We start from the raw sequence: 18,391 nt of genomic DNA, 5'->3' as shown, positions 1-18,391 counted from the left end.
CGCGAGGCCTGTGCCTCGCGTTTTCGTTTACATCAGCGGCTTTTGCCCGCGTTGCCACCAGCGAAGCAACAATTTGTCCGCGCTCTCTGCGGCACTGCCCGTAACACGATCGATCAGTTTTTTACGCTGCATAAACCGCACGCTCAGCACTTCGCGACCGTCCATCAGATCAAGGATCACGTCATCACTGGTATTAACCTCGTCCACCAGCCCTTTTTCCAGCGCCTGTTGACCGTACCAGTGTTCGCCTGTCGCCACCTTTTCGATATCCAGACTTGGGCGCATCCGCTGTACAAAATCTTTGAACAAATGATGGGTTTCATTCAGATCTTCACGGAATTTCTGTCGCCCTTCTTCCGTATTCTCCCCCAACAGCGTCAGCGTACGTTTGTACTGTCCGGCAGTGTGCAGCTCAATATCGATCTCTTTGCCCTTCAGGAAGCGGTTAAAGTTCGGTATTTGAGCGACAACCCCAATCGATCCCACAATGGCAAACGGCGCCGAGACAATTTTATCGGCCACGCAGGCCATCATATACCCGCCGCTGGCCGCCACTTTATCGACCGTTACGGTCAAGGGAACCTGCTTATCGCGCAGGCGCTGTAATTGTGATGCCGCCAGACCATAGCCGTGGACAACGCCCCCGGGGCTTTCCAGGCGAACCACTACCTGATCCTGCGGTTTAACCACCGCCAGCACCGCGGTCACTTCTTCACGCAATGCACCCACTTCGTGTGCATCCATGCTGCCTTTGAAATCGAGCACCCAGACACGGGGTTTCCCGCGAGCGTCGCTCTCGCCCAACTTCGCTTTAGCTTTCGCGGCCTTAGCCTCCAGCTTGTGTTTCTTTTTCTGCGCTTTATGCCAAAGCTTTTGCTGTGCGCCATCCAGCAGACTCATCGCCAGCTCTTCTTTCATCTCTTTATACTGCTCACTGAGATTCGTCACCCGCAATTCACCGCGTTGACGTTTACGCTGGGTAGCATTCACAACAATCATGGCAATGACGCCAATCGCCACCACCACGGTGACGATTTTTGCCAAAAACAACCCATATTCAGACAACAATTCCACGAGTCCCACCTTGGTTAAACATTCCAACTTTGCCTCAGTGTACAACAGGCCTGTGAACCCGTCTCGCTTCATCCATCGAGATATTGCTCTGTGAAAAACATGACAAAGCGTTCATTTTACGGCGTTATCACCGTTGGCTGATTGAAAAACCGTAGGGTTTCAGGCATAAAACCCAAAAGTTAATGAAAAGATAAGACAACTGGCAGGGTGACCCAACGTGTCGCCGAGGAGTAGCCGTGCATTACCAACCTAAACACGATTTACTGCAGGGCCGTATTATTCTGGTCACTGGCGCCAGTGATGGCATTGGCCGTGAGGCAGCGCTCACCTATGCCCGCTACGGCGCCAGCGTCATTTTGCTCGGCCGTAACGAAGAAAAACTGCGTCAGGTGGCGCAGACCATTGCCGGGACAACAGATTCAATGCCGCCGTGGTTTACGCTGGATTTGCTGACCTGTAGCTCAGAAAATTGCTATCAACTGGCCCAGCGCATTGAAGCGCACTACCCGCGTCTTGACGGTGTATTGCACAACGCCGGACTGCTCGGCGATATTTGCCCGATGAGCGAACAGAATCCGCAGGTCTGGCAGGACGTGATGCAGGTTAACGTCAACGCGACATTTATGCTGACGCAGGCGTTGCTTCCTTTATTACTCAAATCAGATGCCGGTTCACTGGTGTTTACCTCCTCGAGCGTCGGTCGACAGGGACGCGCTAACTGGGGCGCCTATGCGACCTCAAAATTTGCAACAGAAGGCATGATGCAGGTGCTGGCAGATGAGTATCAAAATCGTCAATTGCGGGTCAATTGCATCAATCCTGGCGGCACACGCACCGGTATGCGCGCCAGCGCTTTCCCGTCAGAAGATCCGTTAAAACTGAAAACACCCGCCGATATTATGCCGCTCTATCTGTGGCTGATGGGCGATGACAGCCGTCGTAAAACCGGTATGACTTTTGATGCCCAACCGGGCCGTAAACCAGGAATCGCCCAATGAGTGAAGAACGCTACCAACAGCGCCAACAGCGCGTAAAAGATAAGGTTGATGCCCGCGTTGCGGCGGCACAAGACGAACGCGGGATTGTGATTGTGTTTACCGGCAACGGCAAAGGTAAGACAACCGCTGCCTTTGGTACGGCAACGCGTGCAGTCGGCCATGGAAAGCATGTCGGCGTGGTGCAATTTATCAAAGGAACCTGGCCAAACGGGGAGCGGAATTTGCTTGAACCCCATGGCGTTGAGTTTCAGGTGATGGCGACAGGTTTTACCTGGGAGACGCAAAACCGTGAAGCGGATACCGCCGCGTGTCTGGCCGTCTGGGAGCATGGTAAACGTATGCTGGCCGACGCAACGCTGGATATGGTGGTGCTGGACGAGTTGACCTATATGGTGGCGTACGACTATCTGCCGCTTGAAGAGGTTCTGGACGCCTTAAAGGCGCGCCCGGCGCATCAAACGGTTATCATCACCGGACGTGGTTGTCATCGGGATATTCTGGAGTTGGCGGATACCGTGAGCGAACTGCGCCCGGTCAAACACGCTTTTGAAGCGGGCGTGAAAGCCCAAATGGGTATCGATTACTGACTGTAGGCCGGATAAGGCGCTTGCGGCGCCATCCGGCACCGCGCAATTGCCTGATGGCGCTACGCTTATCAGGCCTACAAAAGCGTTAACCGTTGTTGTTACGACCGCCGGAACGACGACCGCTGCCAACCTGACTGTGACGTTTCACCGCACGGCGAATCTGATTCGCTTTCATGCGACGTCTGTCTTTCTCGACGGCCACTTTTGATTCGGTTTCTGGCTGCAATTCCACCAGTTCGCGCAAATAGTTAGTCTGTGCGAGATCCAGCTCAGTCCAGCCGCCGCGCGGAAGACCTTTTGGCAGCGGAATGTCACCGTAACGTACGCGAATCAAACGGCTTACCTGCACGCCCACAGCTTCCCACAGGCGGCGAACTTCACGGTTACGCCCTTCGGTCAACGTCACGTTGTACCACTGGTTAATCCCTTCACCGCCGCTGAACTTAATGGTTTTAAAGGCCGCAGGGCCATCTTCCAGTTGCACACCACGGCTCAGATCGCGCAGTTTGGTTTCATCGACCTGACCAAAGACACGCACAGCGTATTCACGCTCAACTTCACGGCTCGGGTGCATCAGACGGTTTGCCAGTTCGCCATCCGTCGTAAACAGCAGCAAACCGCAGGTGTTGACGTCCAGACGCCCTACCGCAATCCAGCGTGCGCCACGCAGTTTGGGTAAACGATCAAAAACCGTAGGACGACCTTCCGGGTCGTTACGGGTACACAGTTCGCCTTCAGGCTTGTAATAGGCCAGAACGCGACAAATTTGTTCCGCAGACTCTTTCACCGAGATCAGGTGACCGTCGATACGAATTTTCAGACCCGGTGTCACTTCAACGCGATCGCCAAGCGTGGCAATTTTGCCGTCGACGCTCACACGACCGGCTTCAATAATCGATTCGATTTCACGGCGGGAGCCGTGGCCAGCGCGAGCCAGCACTTTCTGTAACTTTTCGCTCATAGAGCTTCCTTTAGGTGTCGCCTTCACAGGCGTCGAACAGGAGAATCAACGGCGCTGTACAGCGCCATTTTAAGGCCGCGTAGTATACAGAGTTGCGCCCTTATAAGAAAGGTTTAACGTCGCCGACGCCTTCGCGCAAGACCACCGGAGAATCATCGGTTAAATCAATGACCGTCGTGGGTTGTTGACCGAGATAGCCCCCGTGAATAATCAAATCAACCAGCTTCTCGAGCCTGTCTTTGATCTCTTCAGGATCCGACTCGGTAAAATCGCTGCCCGGCAACATCAATGATGTCGACAGCATGGGTTCGCCCAGGGCGGCCAGCAACGCCAGCGCAATCGGATTTGACGGCACGCGAAGCCCGATGGTTTTGCGTTTTTCCTGCAACAGGCGGCGCGGCACTTCTTTGGTGCCTTTCAGAATGAAGGTGTAATTACCCGGCGTGTTGTTTTTAATTAAACGAAACGCGACGTTATCGACGAAGGAATAGGTCGACAGTTCCGACAGATCCCGACACATCAGCGTAAAGTTATGCCCATCTGGCAGATGACGAATACGGCAAATGCGCTCCATGGCGCCTTTATCTTCGATTTTGCAACCAAGCGCATAACCGGAATCGGTGGGATACACGATCACCCCGCCTTTACGCACAATCTCGACAGCCTGGTTAATCAGGCGCGGCTGCGGGTTTTCCGGATGAATATAAAAAAACTGGCTCATACTTCCCTCACTGTGGTGTCTTCGGGCTGTTCCCATAACTGCCATACGCCTTCGACGCCTGCTGGCAGCCAGAGCTTACGACCCAACTCAATCCACGGGCAAGGTTGATGAAAATCAGAGCCTTGCGATGCCCATAGTTGATTCTGGCGCGCCAATGTCGCCAGTTGGGTACGTTCATTGGGAGATTGCTGGCATTGCGAGACTTCCATCGCTTCACCGCGGTGTTCAGCAAAATGCGCAACCAATCTTTTCAGCCACTTAGCGCTAAGGTCGTATCGCCCTGGATGGGCCAGCACCGCCTTACCGCCAGAATGATGAATCACATCAATAGCTTGTTCTATTGTACACCACTGTGGGGGAACGTATCCGGTTTTCCCACGCGCAAGGTACTTTTTGAACACATCCGCCATGGTGGTCGCTTTACCGCATTCCACCAAAAAGCGAGCAAAATGCCCGCGAGTTACCGCCCCGCCATCCGCAAGGCGTAGCGCCCCTTCCCACGCGCCGGGAATATGGGCTTTGTCCAGCCGCTCGGCAATCAAACGCGCACGCTGCTGGCGACGTTCGGTTTGTTCGGCCAAAAAAGCACACATCGCCGGACAGGCAATATCGATATTCAGCCCTACGATATGGATTTCGTGATTTTCCCAGACCGTCGAGATTTCGACGCCAGCAATCAAATTCAGGGCTAACCCGGAACGTGAAATTTCTTCTCTTGCCGCCGGAATAGCGGCTGTGGTGTCATGATCGGTGATCGCCAGCGTGCCGACTCGCATCTCAACTGCACGGTGTACCAACGCTTCTGGCGTCAACCGTCCATCGGACGCCGTTGTATGACTGTGCAGGTCATAAATCACTGCGTAATTCGTGTCGCTCAAGGCGAGCTCCCGTCTTAATAATGGCTCTTTCACAGACATCATAGCGTTTCCGGCAAATATACTGAAATCAGGTGTTGACAAAAATCCATTGAACTAGTTAACTAGTACGCAAGTTCACATGAAGAAGGTATCTGAAATGAAAGCTCAATTCGTACTGCAAGGTTGGTGGCGCACTTCCTGATTTCGGGCAGTGTCTTCGCAGCTATATGCAACCAGATACCCGGCCCGCCAATAAGAGCGGGCTTTTTTTTGAAAAGAATAAATGAGAATAACGATGCAAATACAAAAACCGACACTCGAACTGCTCTCCTGTGATGCCGCGTACCGCGAAAATCCGACGACGCTGTTTCATCAGGTCTGCGGCAATCGCCCTGCCACGCTGTTACTGGAATCCGCCGACATCGACAGTAAAGATGACCTCAAAAGTCTGCTGCTGGTCGATAGCGCGTTGCGCATTACCGCATTAGGTGACGCTGTCACTATTCAGGCGTTATCCGATAACGGCGCGTCCTTACTGCCACTGCTGGATGCCGCACTGCCTGCCGGGATCGAAAACGAGCAACGTGCATCGAGCCGCGTTCTCCATTTTCCGCCGGTTAGCCCACTGCTGGATGAAGACGCCCGCCTCTGTTCACTCTCCGTGTTTGATGCGTTCCGTTTAGTGCAAAATCTGGTCAATGTGCCCTTGCAGGAGCGGGAAGCAATGTTCTTCGGCGGCCTGTTTGCCTATGACCTGGTGGCCGGTTTTGAAGACTTACCGCAGCTTGAAGCCGGTAATCGTTGCCCGGACTACTGCTTCTATCTGGCAGAAACGCTGATGGTGATTGACCATCAAAAGAAAAGCACCCGCATTCAGGCCAGCATCTTTACCGCTGATGCGACTGAACGTCAGCGCCTGGCGCAGCGTCTGGCGCAATTAACCCAGCAGTTGACCGAGACTGCGCCGCCGTTGCCTGTCACCGCAGTGCCGCATATGCGTTGCGAATGTAATCAAAATGATGAAGAGTTCGGCGCCGTGGTACGCAGCATGCAAAAGGCCATTCGCGCGGGTGAGATTTTCCAGGTGGTTCCGTCCCGTCGATTCTCACTTCCTTGCCCGTCGCCGCTCGCGGCTTATGATGTACTGAAAAAGAGCAATCCCAGCCCGTATATGTTCTTTATGCAGGACAACGAATTCACGCTGTTTGGCGCATCGCCAGAAAGCTCGCTGAAATACGATGCCACCAGCCGTCAAATTGAGATCTACCCCATCGCCGGAACGCGCCCACGCGGGCGTCGCGCGGATGGTTCTCTGGACAGGGATCTGGACAGCCGCATTGAGCTTGAAATGCGTACCGATCACAAAGAGATGTCCGAACATCTGATGCTGGTTGACCTTGCCCGCAATGATTTGGCGCGGATCTGTACGCCAGGTAGCCGCTACGTCGCCGACCTGACGAAAGTTGACCGTTACTCCTTTGTGATGCACCTGGTCTCCCGCGTGGTGGGCGAATTGCGCAGCGATCTGGATGTTCTGCACGCCTACCGCGCCTGCATGAATATGGGCACCCTCAGCGGCGCGCCAAAAGTCCGCGCCATGCAGCTTATCGCGAATGCCGAAGGACGCCGTCGCGGCAGCTATGGCGGCGCCGTCGGGTATTTCACCGCCCATGGCGACCTGGATACCTGCATTGTGATTCGCTCCGCCCTTGTCGAAGACGGCATTGCCACCGTGCAAGCTGGCGCCGGGGTTGTTCTCGATTCTGTTCCGCAGTCTGAAGCCGATGAAACCCGTAACAAAGCGCGCGCCGTGTTGCGCGCTATCGCCACCGCGCATCATGCACAGGAGATTTTCTAATGGCTGACATTCTGCTGCTCGATAACATCGACTCTTTCACGTACAACCTGGCAGATCAGCTACGGACCAACGGTCATCATGTGGTGATTTACCGCAACCACATCCCTGCCCAGACGCTGATTGACCGTCTTGCTACGATGAAAAACCCGGTGCTGATGCTCTCTCCGGGCCCAGGCGCGCCAAGCGAAGCCGGTTGTATGCCGGAGCTGTTGACCCGTCTGCGCGGAAAACTGCCGATTATCGGTATCTGCCTCGGCCATCAGGCGATTGTTGAGGCTTACGGTGGCTACGTCGGTCAGGCGGGCGAAATCCTGCATGGCAAAGCGTCGAGCATTGAACATGACGGCCAGGCGATGTTTGCCGGTCTGGCAAATCCGCTGCCGGTCGCCCGTTATCACTCTCTGGTGGGCAGCAATGTGCCTGCCGGACTGACCATCAACGCCCATTTTAACGGGATGGTGATGGCAGTACGTCACGATGCGGATCGCGTCTGCGGCTTCCAGTTTCATCCGGAATCCATTCTGACGACACAGGGCGCCCGCTTGCTGGAACAAACGCTGGCGTGGGCGCAACAGAAGCTGGAGCAAACCAACACGCTGCAGCCTATTCTGGAAAAATTATACCAGGCACAAACGCTTTCTCAGCAAGAGAGCCATCAGTTGTTCTCTGCTGTAGTACGCGGCGAGCTCAAGCCGGAACAACTGGCAGCGGCGCTGGTCAGCATGAAAATTCGTGGCGAACATCCTAACGAGATAGCCGGTGCGGCCACCGCATTGCTGGAAAACGCGGCGCCATTTCCGCGCCCTGACTATCTGTTCGCCGATATCGTCGGTACTGGCGGTGACGGCAGCAACAGCATCAATATTTCCACCGCCAGCGCCTTCGTCGCAGCGGCGTGCGGCATGAAAGTGGCGAAACACGGCAACCGCAGTGTTTCCAGTAAATCCGGCTCTTCCGATTTGCTGGCGGCCTTCGGCATTAATCTGGATATGAATGCCGACAAGTCCCGCCAGGCGCTGGATGACCTCGGTGTCTGTTTCCTGTTTGCACCGAAGTACCATACCGGTTTTCGTCATGCGATGCCGGTGCGCCAGCAGTTAAAAACGCGCACGCTGTTCAACGTGCTGGGCCCGTTGATTAACCCGGCACACCCGCCGCTGGCCCTGATTGGCGTCTACAGCGCTGAACTGGTGCTGCCGATTGCCGAGACGTTGCGCGTGCTGGGATACCAACGCGCCGCGGTTGTCCACAGCGGTGGAATGGATGAAGTTTCCTTGCATGCGCCGACTATCGTTGCCGAGTTACACGAGGGTGAAATCAAAAGCTATACGCTGACGGCGGATGACTTTGGCCTCACCCCTTATCATCAGGAACAACTGGCAGGCGGCACGCCAGAAGAAAACCGTGACATTCTGACACGCTTGCTACAAGGTAAAGGTGAAGCCGCCCACGAGGCTGCTGTCGCCGCGAATGTCGCTATGTTAATGCGCCTGCATGGCGAGGAAGATTTGAAAGCCAATGTGCAAACCGTCATCACCGTTCTGCGCAGCGGCGCAGCGTATGACCGGGTCACCGCACTGGCGGCAAGAGGGTAAATGATGCAAACCGTTTTAGCGAAAATCGTCGCAGATAAGGCGATTTGGGTAGAAGCCCGTAAGCAGCAGCAACCGCTGGCCAGTTTCCAGAACGACATCCAGCCGAGTTCACGCCATTTTTATGATGCCCTGGAGGGCGCGCGTACCGCCTTTATCCTGGAGTGCAAAAAGGCCTCCCCCTCGAAAGGTGTGATCCGGGAGAATTTCGACCCGGCGCAGATTGCGGGCGTTTACAAGCACTATGCGTCGGCGATTTCCGTACTGACCGACGAGAAATATTTTCAGGGCAGTTTTGAGTTTCTGCCGGTGGTCAGCGCCATCGCGCCGCAGCCGATTCTGTGTAAGGATTTTATTATTGACCCTTACCAAATCTATCTGGCGCGCCATTATCAGGCGGATGCCTGCCTGCTGATGCTTTCGGTGCTGAATGATGAGCAGTATCGCCAGCTTGCTACCGTGGCACACAGCTTAAAAATGGGCGTGTTGACCGAGGTGAGCAACGAAGAAGAGCTGGAGCGCGCCATTGCGCTGGGCGCAAAAGTTGTCGGTATCAATAACCGCGACCTGCGCGACCTGTCGATTGATTTAAACCGTACCCGACAGCTTGCGCCGCGTCTGGGTCACGGCGTGACCGTGATCAGCGAATCCGGGATCAACACCTACGGTCAGGTGCGTGAACTGAGCCACTTTGCCAACGGTTTTCTTATCGGCTCTGCGCTGATGTCCGAGGACAATCTTCACGCCGCCGTGCGCCGGGTGTTGCTGGGTGAGAATAAAGTGTGCGGTCTGACGCGCCCGCAGGATGCAAAGGCGGCGTATGACGCTGGCGCTATTTATGGCGGGTTGATTTTTGTGGACTCTTCTCCCCGCGCCGTGAGCGCTGAGCAGGCACGGGACGTTATGGCGGCCGCACCGCTACGGTATGTTGGCGTGTTTCGTGATGCACAGATTGCAGAAGTTTGCGAGAAAGCCACCGCCCTGTCGCTCACTGCGGTGCAACTGCACGGCCACGAAGATCAGGCTTATGTGAATGCGCTGCGCGCTGCACTGCCTGAACAGGTACAAATCTGGAAAGCGTTGAGCGTCGCCGACACGCTCCCTGCCCGCGATTATCAGCAGGTTGATAAGTACCTTCTGGATAACGGCCAGGGCGGTACAGGCCAACGTTTTGACTGGTCACTATTGCAGGGTCAGACGCTCGACAATGTTTTTCTGGCTGGCGGATTAGGCGCAGACAACTGCGTAGACGCGGCTAAAACCGGCTGTGCCGGCCTCGATTTTAATTCTGGTGTAGAGTCGCAGCCGGGCATCAAAGATGCTCGTCTTCTGGCCTCGGTCTTTCAGACACTGCGCGCTTATTAAGGAAGAAACACATGACAACATTACTGAATCCGTACTTTGGTGAATTTGGCGGCATGTATGTGCCACAGATCCTGATGCCTGCCTTGCGTCAACTGGAAGAAGCGTTCGTCAGCGCGCAGAAAGATCCAGCGTTTCAGGCCCAGTTTACCGACCTGCTCAAAAACTATGCCGGTCGCCCGACCGCGCTCACCAAATGCCAGAACATCACGGCAGGCACCCGCACCACTCTTTATCTGAAGCGTGAAGATCTGCTGCACGGCGGCGCGCACAAAACCAACCAGGTGCTGGGTCAGGCGCTGCTGGCCAAGCGGATGGGTAAAACCGAAATTATTGCTGAAACCGGCGCCGGTCAACACGGCGTAGCCTCCGCGCTTGCCAGTGCGCTGCTGGGTCTGAAATGCCGCATTTATATGGGCGCGAAAGATGTTGAACGCCAGTCGCCTAACGTGTTCCGTATGCGTTTGATGGGCGCTGAAGTGATCCCGGTTCACAGCGGTTCCGCAACCCTGAAAGATGCCTGTAACGAGGCGCTGCGTGACTGGTCTGGCAGCTATGATACCGCGCACTATATGCTCGGGACTGCCGCGGGCCCGCATCCGTTCCCGACCATTGTGCGTGAATTCCAGCGCATGATTGGCGAAGAAACCAAAGCCCAGATCCTGGAAAAAGAAGGTCGTTTGCCCGACGCGGTTATCGCCTGTGTCGGTGGCGGTTCAAATGCGATCGGTATGTTTGCTGATTTCATTGCGGAAACCAGCGTCGGACTGATTGGCGTAGAACCCGGCGGTCACGGGATCGAAACCGGTGAGCATGGCGCCCCGCTCAAACACGGTCGCGTCGGGATCTACTTCGGCATGAAAGCGCCGATGATGCAGACGGAAGAAGGCCAGATTGAAGAGTCTTACTCCATTTCTGCCGGGCTGGATTTCCCGTCCGTCGGCCCGCAACACGCGTATCTGAACAGTATTGGTCGTGCCGATTACGTGTCGATAACCGATGACGAAGCGCTTGAGGCGTTCAAAACCCTGTGCCTGCATGAAGGTATCATCCCGGCGCTGGAGTCGTCCCACGCCCTGGCCCATGCGTTAAAAATGATGCGCGACAACCCGGAAAAAGAACAACTGCTGGTGGTTAACCTTTCCGGTCGCGGCGACAAAGACATTTTCACCGTACACGACATTCTGAAAGCGCGAGGGGAAATCTGATGGAACGCTACGACAATTTATTTGCACAGTTGAAGGATCGTAAAGAAGGCGCATTTGTTCCCTTTGTCACGCTGGGCGACCCTTCGGTTGAGCAATCGCTAAAGATTATTGATACGCTGATCGAGGCCGGTGCCGATGCCCTTGAACTCGGGATACCGTTCTCCGACCCGCTGGCTGACGGCCCGACGATTCAGGAAGCCACGCTGCGCGCGTTTGCCTCAGGCGTTACCCCAACGCAATGTTTTGAGATGCTGGCGTTAATTCGCCAGAAGCACCCCACGATTCCTGTGGGCCTGCTGATGTACGCCAACCTGGTCTTCAGCAAAGGGATCGACGCATTTTACGCCCAGTGCGAAAAGGTCGGCGTCGACTCCGTGCTGATTGCCGACGTACCGGTAGAAGAGTCTGCACCGTTCCATCAGGCGGCACTGCGCCACAATGTTGCACCGATTTTCATCTGCCCGCCGAATGCCGATGATGATCTGCTGCGCCAGATTGCCTCCCGGGGCCGCGGTTACACCTATTTGCTCTCCCGGGCGGGGGTGACGGGTGCAGAAAATCGTGCCGCGCTACCGTTGCACCATCTGGTCGAAAAACTGAAAGAGTACAATGCGGCCCCGCCGTTGCAGGGTTTCGGCATCTCTTCGCCCGAACAGGTTACAGGGGCAATTGACGCCGGCGCGGCGGGGGCGATTTCCGGTTCGGCGATTGTGAAAATCATCGAGAAAAACCTCGATAAGCCCGAACAGATGCTGACCGAGCTAAAAACGTTCGTCACGGCAATGAAAGCGGCAACGCGCGCATAATGTCCGGCAACCGCCAGAGCACCTCTGGCGGTTTACCCTTTTGTCTGTTTCATTTTGTACATCTCATTGTCCGCAACCTGGATCGCCGCATCCAGGGCGCCGTTCACTTCCGCAATTCCCCATGACACCGACAACGGCACCTGATTACCGCCAACCCAAAACGTAAATCCCTGTACCTGGCTGGCAATGCGTTCTGCAACCGCAATAGCATCACTGGCTTTTGCCCGGTAAAGCAGAATCACAAACTCATCACCGCCCGTGCGTATCACCATGTCATTGCTGGTTCGGGTATTGGAAAGCATACGGTTCGCGATAACCTGGAGCGCCCTGTCGCCTGCCACATGTCCCCAGGTATCGTTGATCGCTTTGAATTTATTGCAATCCAGCAGGATCACCGCGCAACGCGAGAGATCGCGGCGTTTAATAATATCGAGGATCTTGCGGTTAAAGCATCCCGTCAAAGAGTCGATATAAATCTTGAGGTCACTTTCGTTGAGCCATCCCTTCAGCCCCAGAGTGATCATGATAAAAAAGAACGGCGCCAGCAGGATCGCCATACCCGCCTGGATGTCATGCGTGACAAAGCGCCCGAGTGAAATCGTGTATTTGAACGCATACTTTTCAGACACTATTTTGACGATGCTCTGCCCCATCGACGAGCAGTTCCCGGCAAGGCACAACGACTCATTGTTGGTCGCATTCACCAGCGCAACATTAAGCCCCTGCGGAATCTGGTTATCAAAGGCGTTCGCCAGGGCTTCCTGCAACTCTGGCCTGGCGTGGTCGTAGACCAGATAGGCCACAATATGATCGGAGATCTCTTTCCCGGAAAGGTCGTAGATATAACTCACCACGCTAAAAGCTTTATCGCCGGTGATTTTATCGGTGTAGAAATTAGTGGAACTCAGCGCCTTGGTTTTGACGTTTTTTTCCAACAGGCGAGTATAAAAATCAACGGGAGGGTAAAAAAAGCTGCGAATATCTCTCGCCATTTCCGAGTCAGAGAAATGAAACATCCGGGAATCTGCGGGGGTAAACCAATAAAAGTAATCGGCATCTTTGGCGATGATATAACGGTGCGCATCATAGTTTCCGGGATTGAGGGTATTTACCCTGTCGCGGATGAATTCTGCGGCGGTAAACATACATAGCGCGTCCATACCGGTATGTTTTGCCACCATCGCGCCTGTCGCCGAATGGATCCGTTTTTCGTCGGCATTGATTCCCCAGGCGTCTTTTTCTCTGGGAATAAAGCGTGAGGTATCGCCACACATGCCGGCATTTTTAATCTGGTGATAACGTTCACCCGTTGCATCGGCGATCAGTTCGTTGTCATTAAAAATGTCTACCATCCGCGTTTGCAGACGATTCATGCCCTCACTGGCCGCCGCAAGTCGCTGTTCATAAATCACAAAAATGAACAATGAGGTACAAAGCAAGGTGATAAGCCCTGAGATGAGCAATGCCTGCCGGTTTCTCAGCCCATCCTGCACAATCTTCACACGTCCACCCGGTTCATTAACCGCACGGCAAAACCGGTCGCCCGTTTATGTTGTTGCATAGCATCCCTGAAATCTGCTTGCCAGAGACGGCGATAATTTTACTCATGTTAGCATTTCAGAGAGTTAAGCGAGGGGAAAAAATAACAAACACGTTACAAGAGACGAAAAAAAAGCCGGTAGCAATGCAACCAGCCTTTTTCGATAGCGCTAAGGATGTTAGAAGCGATAGCCCGCAGAGAACATAAACACCCATGGATCGATACGCGTACTGACGGTCTGGTTTACACCACCCGCCTTAAATTTCACGTCAGTGTCGATATCCATGTACCAGACGGACATGTTGATCAGCCAGTCACGATCAATCAGATAGTCCATCCCCACTTGCCCTGCGGCGCCCCAGGAGTCTTCCAGGCTCAGATCGGATAATCCGGCGGCCTTGCCGGTATCATTAAATCCGTTGTCAAAGAAAGTGGTGTAGTTAATACCGGCACCTACGTATGGACGCAGTTTGCTGCTGGAATCACCAAAGTACCATTGCGCCATCAGCGTCGGCGGCAATTGATGCACGGTGGCGATATCACCGGTCGGCCCGGTACCGACTTTATGGCGAAACGGCGAAGCTGCCAGTAATTCAATACCAATATTGTCCGTCGCCATGTAGGTGAACGTCAAACCCAGTTGGGTATTGTTACTGATGTTAAAACCGCCCAACGATCCCAGGACGTTATCAGAACCTTCGGTTGGTCGAACCGTCGCCGAACCTGCACGAATAAAGAACTCGCCCGCTTCATGCGCATAAACCCCGCCAGAAAGAAGAGTACTGACTGCCAACGCCGCCACTGTTAATTTTTTCATGTCCGCTCCATCGTTATGGTTATAAAAGCGTGACGAATATACCCACAATGGAGTAAAAAGTGATCTAACACAGATCACATTACATCTTGTAATTTAACATTTATTGATCTGGATTAATTTAGAACTTGCATTCAAAATCCTGGTTAAACTGATACAGATCAAATTTGATATATTTCCACACTGAAAATATTCAGATGTTGCCCTCTTGCCCTTCCTGAAACAGGGCGCTAATTTAGCTTTCTCACCATTGAATTGATGCGTTATCTTGTTGCAGGTGGAATCATGAGCGATCTCAACCCGTGCATGACGTGCGGTGCCTGTTGTGCGTTTTTTCGTGTCTCTTTTTATTGGGCGGAAGCCAGTGATGCTGGCGGCCCTGTCCCGGATCATCTGACGGAACCGGTGAATCCCTTTCTACGTTGTATGGCGGGCACCAACCAAAAACAGTCCCGCTGCGTGGCGCTGTCCGGTTCGCCCGGGGAACATGTCAGTTGTACTATCTATGAAAACCGCCCCTCTGCCTGCCGGGAATTTGCCATGTCTGGGGAAGATGGCGAGGTCAATGAAGCCTGTAACCGCGCTCGCGCCCGATACGGATTACCTCCGCTTTACAAAGATATGCTTTTCCATACAAGCCTTGATGCTGCCACTCACGGGTTATCCAGGGTACAATTGCCCGCTAATTAACACCTGCAGAACTCAAGGAGAGTGCATGTCTATCACGGCGAAGTCCGTATACCGTGACACGGGGAATTTTTTCCGTAATCAATTTGTTACCATCTTACTGGTATCGTTGCTGTGCGCGTTTATCACGGTGGTTTTAGGTCATGCCTTTTCACCCAGCGACGCGCAAATTGCGCAACTCAGCGAAGGCGACAACCTGGCGGATAGCGTTGGATTGTTCGACCTGGTGCAAAACATGACGCCGGAGCAGCAGCAAATTTTGTTACGTGCATCTGCAGCCTCGACGTTTTCAGGTCTCATCGGCAATGCCATTCTGGCAGGTGGCGTCATGCTGATGATTCAATTGATTTCAGCCGGTCATCGGGTCAGTGCATTACGCGCCATTGGCGCCAGCGCCCCTGTTTTGCCTAAGCTGTTTATTCTGATTTTCCTGACGACGCTGCTGGTGCAGGTAGGGATTATGCTGGTGGTGGTGCCAGGTATTCTCATGGCCATCCTCCTCGCACTTGCGCCTGTCATGCTGGTTCAGGATAAAATGGGTGTTTTTGCTGCAATGCGCAACAGTATGCGTCTTACGTGGTCTAATATGCGATTGGTCGCGCCCGCGGTGATCGGTTGGTTGCTGGCAAAAACGTCGCTTCTGCTCTTTGCACCTAACTTTGCTGTACTGAGCCCGAACGTGGGTGCGGTGGTGGCGAATACGCTGAGCAATTTGATCTCTGCTGTTTTGCTCATCTATTTATTCCGCCTGTATATGTTGATTCGCCAATAACCCTGTGTGCGTCGGTGCTTTGCGGCCGATGCATGTTAATTACGGAATCGAAGAATGAAGCAGTTTCTTGATTTTTTACCGCTGGTTGTCTTTTTTGCCTTTTACAAGCTTTATGACATCTATGCGGCAACCTCAGCCCTGATCGTCGCGACCGCAATTGTCTTGATTTACAGTTGGGTGCGTTATCGCAAGGTTGAGAAGATGGCGTTAATCACCTTTATTCTGGTTGCGGTGTTTGGCGGCCTGACCATTTTCTTCCATAACGATGAATTTATTAAATGGAAGGTGACGGTGATTTACGGCCTGTTTGCCGGCGCATTGCTGGTAAGCCAGTGGATTATGAAAAAGCCCTTAATTCAGCGCATGCTTGGAAAAGAGCTTACGCTCCCGCAACCCGTCTGGTCGAAGTTAAATCTGGCGTGGGCGGTCTTTTTCATCCTGTGCGGCCTTGCGAATATCTACATCGCGTTCTGGCTACCGCAAAATATTTGGGTCAATTTTAAAGTCTTTGGCCTGACCGCATTGACGTTGATTTTCACCCTGTTGAGCGGCGTTTATATTTACCGCCATCTCCCCCAGGAAGATAAATCGTAATCTCTCCAGCGCCAGACCTTTCCTCTGGCGCTGCTCTTTTCTGCGTGACTCCCCGTATTCCGCTCTACCGATTGCATGAATCATTACGAAAGGGTGGAAATGTCACCCTTTCTTTCTGACCAGCCGGAACACCCGCAGTGCGCGGCGTATCTCCTCTGTTCTCAATCTGCAAATCATAGTAGCATCGCGCCTGTAATTTTTTTCTATAGTCGGTTCCAGAATGACAACAACGAATAATGTCCCCCAGGGCGAACTTGTTTTACGCACGCTGGCCATGCCTGCTGATACGAATGCCAATGGCGATATTTTTGGCGGCTGGCTGATGTCGCAAATGGATATTGGCGGCGCCATTCAGGCCAAAGAAATTGCTCATGGTCGCGTGGTGACCGTGCGCGTCGAGGGAATGACGTTTTTACGCCCTGTCGCGGTGGGAGATGTGGTGTGCTGTTACGCTCGCTGCGTAAGACGTGGCACAACCTCTATTAGCATCAACATTGAAGTGTGGGTTAAAAAAGTGGCCTCTGAGCCTATTGGACAGCGTTACAAAGCGACCGAAGCGCTGTTTATTTATGTTGCGGTAGACAAAGACGGCAAGCCCCGCGCCCTGCCAGTTCAGAAGTAAAAAAAAGCCTCCGAATGTGGAGGCTTTTTTAATCATCATCTCGCTTATTCAATCTGCGTTGTGCCATTGAGGCGGAAAACAATATTCACCACCAACCCGGTACCTGGTTTCCCGGCTTCATAGCGCCATTTGCGCATCGCGTTTTTCACTTCTCGTTCAAACATGTTCGCCGGTTGTGCTGAGAGTATTTCAACATCATCAACACGTCCGTCGGACGTCACGTTGAATTTCACCTTGACCCGCCCTTCGATACGCAACGCTTGCGCACGCGGTGGATACTGCGGTTGATTACGGCTCAGCGCACGAGGGCCCGCAGGCGCACTGACCACGGGTTTGCTGGTCGCGGGTGCGGTACTGGTCGTCGGGCGCGCTGGCGCGGTGTTTTCAGACGGCGTCAACGGACGCGACTCGACCGGCTTCACATCACGTTTCGGCTGCTCCTGAACCTTCTTCACCGGTTTAGGTTTGGGTTTCGGTTTTGGCTTCGGTTTCTCGATCACGACCGGCGCTTCTTTTGGCGGTTCCGGGATCGGCTCAGGCTCGGGTTCAGGCTCGACAACAGGTTGCGGCGGCGGCTGAACAGCCTGAGGTGGCTCAAGATCGGCTGGCGCGACCATGGTGACAGAGATCGGCTGCGCAGGCGCAGGCAGTTCAATAACCTGATGTACCGAGGTATACAGCAGTCCCGCCACTACAGCACCATGAACGCCAACGGAGAGTAACGTCGGCCAGGGAAAGCGACGAGGTAGATCAAGGGTCATTGAAGTCATAATCGTTTCAGTTAAAAAACCAGGCCCTGATTTTAAATGCAAATAGCAATCATATTCAATAAGACATCACAATGAGGTGCATTTAAAACGCAATATTATCCAAAAAAAGCCCTGCAAAGTGTACGCCTTAACAAAGCCGTCATCTTTGCGTTGCAGTTGAGAGTCGTTTCCAATAACGTAATTAACGACTTTTACCTATTAAGGAGCTCTACCCGTGCTGTATGTCATCTACGCTCAGGATATCGCCGACTCTCTTGAAAAGCGCCTTTCGGTTCGCCCCGCACATCTGGCGCGTCTGCAACTTTTGCACGATGAAGGCCGTCTGCTCACAGCAGGGCCAATGCCTGCTGTCGACAGCAACGATCCCGGTGCGGCAGGTTTTACCGGCTCAACGGTCATTGCTGAATTTGAATCTCTGGACGCAGCGCAATCCTGGGCTGAAGCAGACCCGTATGTTGCCGCGGGTGTCTACGCACAGGTTTCCGTTAAGCCCTTCAAAAAGGTGTTTTAATAAAAACATAACCTTTTGTTTTTATTAATTAAATAAATCACAAAAACCAAATCAAAA

20 protein-coding genes and 1 other annotated feature are annotated in these 18,391 nt (G+C 53.5%); of the genes, 13 read left to right on the top strand and 7 right to left on the bottom strand.

What is annotated here, in order from left to right:
• Positions 1-27: 27 nt before the first annotated feature.
• On the bottom strand, positions 28-1,074 hold the full coding sequence (gene sohB / locus ACO7SM_RS10270; RefSeq protein ID WP_490470711.1) for a protease SohB: 1,047 nt from the start codon (positions 1,072-1,074) through the stop codon (positions 28-30).
• A gap of 236 nt (positions 1,075-1,310) precedes the next feature.
• On the opposite strand from sohB, the gene ACO7SM_RS10265 reads away from it, so the two are divergent.
• Positions 1,311-2,072 carry a YciK family oxidoreductase gene (locus ACO7SM_RS10265; RefSeq protein ID WP_490470710.1) on the top strand — a complete coding sequence of 254 codons (762 nt, stop codon included), beginning with the start codon at positions 1,311-1,313 and terminating at the stop codon, positions 2,070-2,072.
• The gene (gene cobO, locus ACO7SM_RS10260) at positions 2,069-2,659 is read left to right on the top strand and encodes a cob(I)yrinic acid a,c-diamide adenosyltransferase (protein WP_203361023.1); all 591 of its coding nucleotides are present in this window, start codon (positions 2,069-2,071) and stop codon (positions 2,657-2,659) included. The genes ACO7SM_RS10265 and cobO overlap by 4 nt, the downstream gene beginning before the upstream one ends.
• A gap of 85 nt (positions 2,660-2,744) precedes the next feature.
• Here the strand turns inward: cobO and rluB are convergent, their stop codons facing one another.
• The 3 genes from rluB to rnm form a co-directional block, all read right to left on the bottom strand.
• Entirely contained in the window at positions 2,745-3,620 is an 876-nt protein-coding gene (gene rluB, locus ACO7SM_RS10255) for a 23S rRNA pseudouridine(2605) synthase RluB (protein WP_192612393.1), read from the bottom strand.
• Positions 3,621-3,720: 100 nt separating this feature from the next.
• A complete protein-coding gene (locus ACO7SM_RS10250; RefSeq protein WP_203361022.1) occupies positions 3,721-4,341 on the bottom strand; it encodes an L-threonylcarbamoyladenylate synthase in 621 nt (206 codons plus the stop codon).
• Positions 4,338-5,219 carry an RNase RNM gene (gene rnm / locus ACO7SM_RS10245; protein ID WP_490470709.1) on the bottom strand — a complete coding sequence of 294 codons (882 nt, stop codon included), beginning with the start codon at positions 5,217-5,219 and terminating at the stop codon, positions 4,338-4,340. The genes ACO7SM_RS10250 and rnm overlap by 4 nt, the downstream gene beginning before the upstream one ends.
• A gap of 136 nt (positions 5,220-5,355) precedes the next feature.
• Here rnm and trpL point away from each other — a divergent pair, with 136 nt between their 5' ends.
• From trpL to trpA, 6 genes are all read left to right on the top strand, one after another.
• The gene (gene trpL, locus ACO7SM_RS10240) at positions 5,356-5,400 is read left to right on the top strand and encodes a trp operon leader peptide (RefSeq protein ID WP_193568659.1); all 45 of its coding nucleotides are present in this window, start codon (positions 5,356-5,358) and stop codon (positions 5,398-5,400) included.
• Positions 5,377-5,470, top strand: a sequence feature (Trp leader region). (Overlaps the previous gene by 24 nt.)
• A gap of 23 nt (positions 5,471-5,493) precedes the next feature.
• Positions 5,494-7,056 (top strand): anthranilate synthase component 1, encoded by a 1,563-nt coding sequence (locus tag ACO7SM_RS10235; protein ID WP_490470708.1) that lies wholly within the window; start codon positions 5,494-5,496, stop codon positions 7,054-7,056.
• Positions 7,056-8,651, top strand: coding sequence for a bifunctional anthranilate synthase glutamate amidotransferase component TrpG/anthranilate phosphoribosyltransferase TrpD (gene trpD, locus ACO7SM_RS10230; RefSeq protein ID WP_271444752.1), 1,596 nt, complete (start codon positions 7,056-7,058; stop codon positions 8,649-8,651). The genes ACO7SM_RS10235 and trpD overlap by 1 nt, the downstream gene beginning before the upstream one ends.
• 3 nt (positions 8,652-8,654) lie before the next feature.
• Positions 8,655-10,013, top strand: coding sequence for a bifunctional indole-3-glycerol-phosphate synthase TrpC/phosphoribosylanthranilate isomerase TrpF (gene trpCF / locus ACO7SM_RS10225; RefSeq protein ID WP_490470919.1), 1,359 nt, complete (start codon positions 8,655-8,657; stop codon positions 10,011-10,013).
• Between the two features lie 11 nt (positions 10,014-10,024).
• On the top strand, positions 10,025-11,218 hold the full coding sequence (trpB, locus tag ACO7SM_RS10220; protein ID WP_490470707.1) for a tryptophan synthase subunit beta: 1,194 nt from the start codon (positions 10,025-10,027) through the stop codon (positions 11,216-11,218).
• Positions 11,218-12,024: a tryptophan synthase subunit alpha gene (gene trpA / locus ACO7SM_RS10215; protein WP_490470706.1), complete on the top strand. Its 807-nt coding sequence runs from the start codon at positions 11,218-11,220 to the stop codon at positions 12,022-12,024. Before trpB ends, trpA begins: the two co-directional genes overlap by 1 nt.
• Before the next feature lie 32 nt (positions 12,025-12,056).
• On the opposite strand, the gene ACO7SM_RS10210 is transcribed toward trpA, so the two are convergent.
• Together ACO7SM_RS10210 and ompW are read right to left on the bottom strand one after the other, a co-directional pair.
• Positions 12,057-13,526, bottom strand: coding sequence for a GGDEF domain-containing protein (locus ACO7SM_RS10210; protein WP_490470705.1), 1,470 nt, complete (start codon positions 13,524-13,526; stop codon positions 12,057-12,059).
• A 216-nt stretch (positions 13,527-13,742) separates the two neighbouring features.
• A complete protein-coding gene (gene ompW, locus ACO7SM_RS10205; RefSeq protein ID WP_490470704.1) occupies positions 13,743-14,381 on the bottom strand; it encodes an outer membrane protein OmpW in 639 nt (212 codons plus the stop codon).
• Positions 14,382-14,663: 282 nt separating this feature from the next.
• On the opposite strand from ompW, the gene ACO7SM_RS10200 reads away from it, so the two are divergent.
• The 4 genes from ACO7SM_RS10200 (at position 14,664) to yciA (ending at position 17,053) form a co-directional block, all read left to right on the top strand.
• Positions 14,664-15,068: a YkgJ family cysteine cluster protein gene (locus tag ACO7SM_RS10200; protein ID WP_490470703.1), complete on the top strand. Its 405-nt coding sequence runs from the start codon at positions 14,664-14,666 to the stop codon at positions 15,066-15,068.
• A 25-nt stretch (positions 15,069-15,093) separates the two neighbouring features.
• A complete protein-coding gene (locus ACO7SM_RS10195; protein ID WP_490470702.1) occupies positions 15,094-15,837 on the top strand; it encodes a YciC family protein in 744 nt (247 codons plus the stop codon).
• A gap of 54 nt (positions 15,838-15,891) precedes the next feature.
• On the top strand, positions 15,892-16,431 hold the full coding sequence (locus ACO7SM_RS10190) for a septation protein A (protein WP_192612404.1): 540 nt from the start codon (positions 15,892-15,894) through the stop codon (positions 16,429-16,431).
• A gap of 220 nt (positions 16,432-16,651) precedes the next feature.
• The gene (yciA, locus tag ACO7SM_RS10185; RefSeq protein WP_490470701.1) at positions 16,652-17,053 is read left to right on the top strand and encodes an acyl-CoA thioester hydrolase YciA; all 402 of its coding nucleotides are present in this window, start codon (positions 16,652-16,654) and stop codon (positions 17,051-17,053) included.
• A 44-nt stretch (positions 17,054-17,097) separates the two neighbouring features.
• Here yciA and tonB read toward each other — a convergent pair whose 3' ends face one another.
• Entirely contained in the window at positions 17,098-17,823 is a 726-nt protein-coding gene (gene tonB / locus ACO7SM_RS10180; protein ID WP_490470700.1) for a TonB system transport protein TonB, read from the bottom strand.
• A 214-nt stretch (positions 17,824-18,037) separates the two neighbouring features.
• Between tonB and ACO7SM_RS10175 the strand changes: the two genes are divergently transcribed.
• Entirely contained in the window at positions 18,038-18,334 is a 297-nt protein-coding gene (locus ACO7SM_RS10175) for a YciI family protein (protein WP_490470699.1), read from the top strand.
• Positions 18,335-18,391: the final 57 nt, after the last annotated feature.

The organism is Citrobacter sp. LJND-P06 (assembly GCF_058188415.1).
The sequence above is the reverse complement of the archived record's forward strand: the minus strand, read 5'-3'. Positions and strand labels throughout refer to the sequence as shown.

Excerpts from the sequence above, each read along its gene's own strand:
- cobO (WP_203361023.1), top strand. The coding sequence starts at position 2,069 with ATGAGTGAAGAACGCTACCAACAGCGCCAACAGCGCGTAAAAGATAAG.
- ompW (WP_490470704.1), bottom strand. The coding sequence starts at position 14,381 with ATGAAAAAATTAACAGTGGCGGCGTTGGCAGTCAGTACTCTTCTTTCT.
- trpD (WP_271444752.1), top strand. The coding sequence starts at position 7,056 with ATGGCTGACATTCTGCTGCTCGATAACATCGACTCTTTCACGTACAAC.
- ACO7SM_RS10190 (WP_192612404.1), top strand. The coding sequence starts at position 15,892 with ATGAAGCAGTTTCTTGATTTTTTACCGCTGGTTGTCTTTTTTGCCTTT.
- trpB (WP_490470707.1), top strand. The coding sequence starts at position 10,025 with ATGACAACATTACTGAATCCGTACTTTGGTGAATTTGGCGGCATGTAT.
- tonB (WP_490470700.1), bottom strand. The coding sequence starts at position 17,823 with ATGACTTCAATGACCCTTGATCTACCTCGTCGCTTTCCCTGGCCGACG.
- ACO7SM_RS10195 (WP_490470702.1), top strand. The coding sequence starts at position 15,094 with ATGTCTATCACGGCGAAGTCCGTATACCGTGACACGGGGAATTTTTTC.
- trpA (WP_490470706.1), top strand. The coding sequence starts at position 11,218 with ATGGAACGCTACGACAATTTATTTGCACAGTTGAAGGATCGTAAAGAA.
- trpCF (WP_490470919.1), top strand. The coding sequence starts at position 8,655 with ATGCAAACCGTTTTAGCGAAAATCGTCGCAGATAAGGCGATTTGGGTA.
- ACO7SM_RS10200 (WP_490470703.1), top strand. The coding sequence starts at position 14,664 with ATGAGCGATCTCAACCCGTGCATGACGTGCGGTGCCTGTTGTGCGTTT.
- yciA (WP_490470701.1), top strand. The coding sequence starts at position 16,652 with ATGACAACAACGAATAATGTCCCCCAGGGCGAACTTGTTTTACGCACG.
- ACO7SM_RS10235 (WP_490470708.1), top strand. The coding sequence starts at position 5,494 with ATGCAAATACAAAAACCGACACTCGAACTGCTCTCCTGTGATGCCGCG.
- rluB (WP_192612393.1), bottom strand. The coding sequence starts at position 3,620 with ATGAGCGAAAAGTTACAGAAAGTGCTGGCTCGCGCTGGCCACGGCTCC.
- ACO7SM_RS10250 (WP_203361022.1), bottom strand. The coding sequence starts at position 4,341 with ATGAGCCAGTTTTTTTATATTCATCCGGAAAACCCGCAGCCGCGCCTG.